The 2,020-nt window shown below is 69.0% G+C and carries 3 protein-coding genes; 1 reads left to right on the top strand and 2 read right to left on the bottom strand.

Translation table 11 applies throughout. The annotated features are described in order from the left end of the window. Positions 1-3: 3 nt before the first annotated feature. On the bottom strand, positions 4-984 hold the full coding sequence (locus DBR10_RS10500) for a hypothetical protein (protein ID WP_108556324.1): 981 nt from the start codon (positions 982-984) through the stop codon (positions 4-6). Positions 985-995: 11 nt separating this feature from the next. Next, a complete protein-coding gene (locus tag DBR10_RS10505; RefSeq protein ID WP_108489541.1) occupies positions 996-1,325 on the bottom strand; it encodes a PadR family transcriptional regulator in 330 nt (109 codons plus the stop codon). 307 nt (positions 1,326-1,632) lie between these two features. Between DBR10_RS10505 and DBR10_RS10510 the strand changes: the two genes are divergently transcribed. After that, complete coding sequence (locus DBR10_RS10510) at positions 1,633-1,926, top strand: hypothetical protein (protein WP_108556325.1); 294 nt, start codon at positions 1,633-1,635, stop codon at positions 1,924-1,926. The last annotated feature ends 94 nt before the right edge of the window (positions 1,927-2,020 follow it).

Genomic DNA, 2,020 nt, shown 5'->3' on the forward strand with positions numbered 1-2,020 from the left:
GCCTCAGCCGCGCGCCGCGCGGACCAGCCGCCAGCCCTCGATCAGGATCTTGCCGGCATTGACCGAAGCGGCGACCACCAGCGTCACCTTGAGGGTCAGGTCGAGCCAGGCCTGCAGCCGGGCCAGGGCTTCGGTCTGGCCGTCAGGACCGCTAAAGGTCAGCCACGGCATGGCCCGCCACAGCAGGCCGGCCAGGATCAGGCCGCCGATCGCCAGCACGATTTCCGCCACCGCACGTGGCGCGATCCAGGCGGGTCGCAGGACGATGATCAGGCTCGACACTACCTGACCGACGGCCAGCAGCAGGATCGGCAGGTGCAGCTGGCTGAAGATCGTGCCGACGGTCATTGTCACCCCGTCGTGGCGGGTGAGGGCCATCTCGGCGACCGGAAACTCGACCAGCCCGACCCACCAGAGGATGAACACCCCGCAGGCCACGAGCTCGAACAGGGCCTCGAAGCGGGTCGGCGGCGGGAACCAGCCGCGTTTGGGCCGTACCGGCGGCAGGTCCGACACCCGCCACTGGCCGAAGTCACCGGTCTTGATCCAGCCGCGCTCGACGGCCGCGCCGATCAGGGTGATTACCCCGACCAGCTGCAGGGCAAAGGGCAGGAAGCCCGCGAGCGCATGGCTGAAGGCCCGGCTCACATCCCAGTCTGTGGTGGCCATCTGCACCAGGGCCGGGATCAGGCTGACAAAGGCCGCGACGGCCAGGGCCGCCTTCAGGGCAAACAGCCAGTAGGGATAGAGCTCCACCCCGATCAGGGCCCTCTGCGGGCCATAGCGACCAGCCACGGCCAGCGGATGACCAAAGCCGTTCAGCAGGGCCTCCATCTCGGCCTTGCTCAAGGGACGCCCCAGCTCGGCGGCCTTGTCGTCGATACGGCTTTCCAGCAGGTCGCGCAGCTCGGCGACGATGTCCTGGCGCTGGGCGGCGGGCAGAAGGGCGGCGACGGCGCCCAGGTAGCGGTCGAGCAGGTCCATGGGAGCCTCCTTCAGAGCAGGGGTTGCAGGGTGGAATTGATGGCGCGCCACTCGTCGGCCAGCCGGGCCAGCACGGCCTCGCCCTCGCTGGACAGGCGGTAGAAGCGCTTCTTGCGCTTGTCTTCCTCGCGCCATTCGCTGGCGAGCAGGCCCTGCCCCTCCAGCCGGCGCAGCATCGGATACAGCGCCCCTTCGTCGATCTCGATGCCGACGGCCGACAGCGCCTGGCGCAGGCCATAGCCGTACCGCTCGACCCGCAGCTGGGCCAGCACGGCCAGGATCAGCGTCCCGCGCCGGAGCTCCTGGCGGAGCTGTTCAAAGATGTCCGTCTCGTTCGGCATGGTGTGCGCCATATCGTGTGCGCCACATGGTGTGTGACGCACACTGTGTGACATACAGTGTGTTGGGAGTCAAACGGCAGCTGGTGGGGGGCTCCCCTCTTCCCCCTCCGGGGGAGGAGGGCCGCAGGCCCGGAGGGGGCAGGTGCCGGGTGGATTGGATCTGAACCGCCGCAGCCCCCCCACCGGACCGGCCGCACCGTCATCGCCACCGGTAAAGGCCCGGATCGGGCTGACGATCGCCGCACCCCGTCCTATGGTGCAGGGGTCAGGGGCAGGCCTGACACAGGCGGTGGGGAAGAAGCGGCCCATGTGGAACCACGTCAAAGAGACCATCAAGCAGGCGTCGGGCCTGAACGACAACGCCCTGCACGCCGTGATCGGCGCGGCGATCTTCCTGGCCCTGGTCCTCCTGACCCGACGGCCGTGGCTCTCGCTGGGCATCGTCGCCGCGATCCAGATCTTGAACGAGGCCGTCGATCTGCTGGAAAACATCACCGGCAGCGGCATGACCGGCGCCGTGAAGGACACGGTCCTGACCCTTATCGTCCCGGCCGTTCTGGCCATCGTGCTGGCCCGGCGCATGTCCCAGAAGCAGGGGTGATGGGGAGAACGGCGCGTGCGGCTGTGCCGCGATGCCTCCCATCTTCCCCCTCCGGGGAAGGAGGGCCGCAGGCCTGGAGGGGGCGGGTGTCGGG

Source organism: Caulobacter sp. HMWF025 (genome assembly GCF_003060965.1).
GTDB lineage: Bacteria > Pseudomonadota > Alphaproteobacteria > Caulobacterales > Caulobacteraceae > Caulobacter.

Coding starts and splice junctions, on each gene's coding strand:
- DBR10_RS10500 (WP_108556324.1), bottom strand. CDS start 984: ATGGACCTGCTCGACCGCTACCTGGGCGCCGTCGCCGCCCTTCTGCCC.
- DBR10_RS10505 (WP_108489541.1), bottom strand. CDS start 1,325: ATGCCGAACGAGACGGACATCTTTGAACAGCTCCGCCAGGAGCTCCGG.
- DBR10_RS10510 (WP_108556325.1), top strand. CDS start 1,633: ATGTGGAACCACGTCAAAGAGACCATCAAGCAGGCGTCGGGCCTGAAC.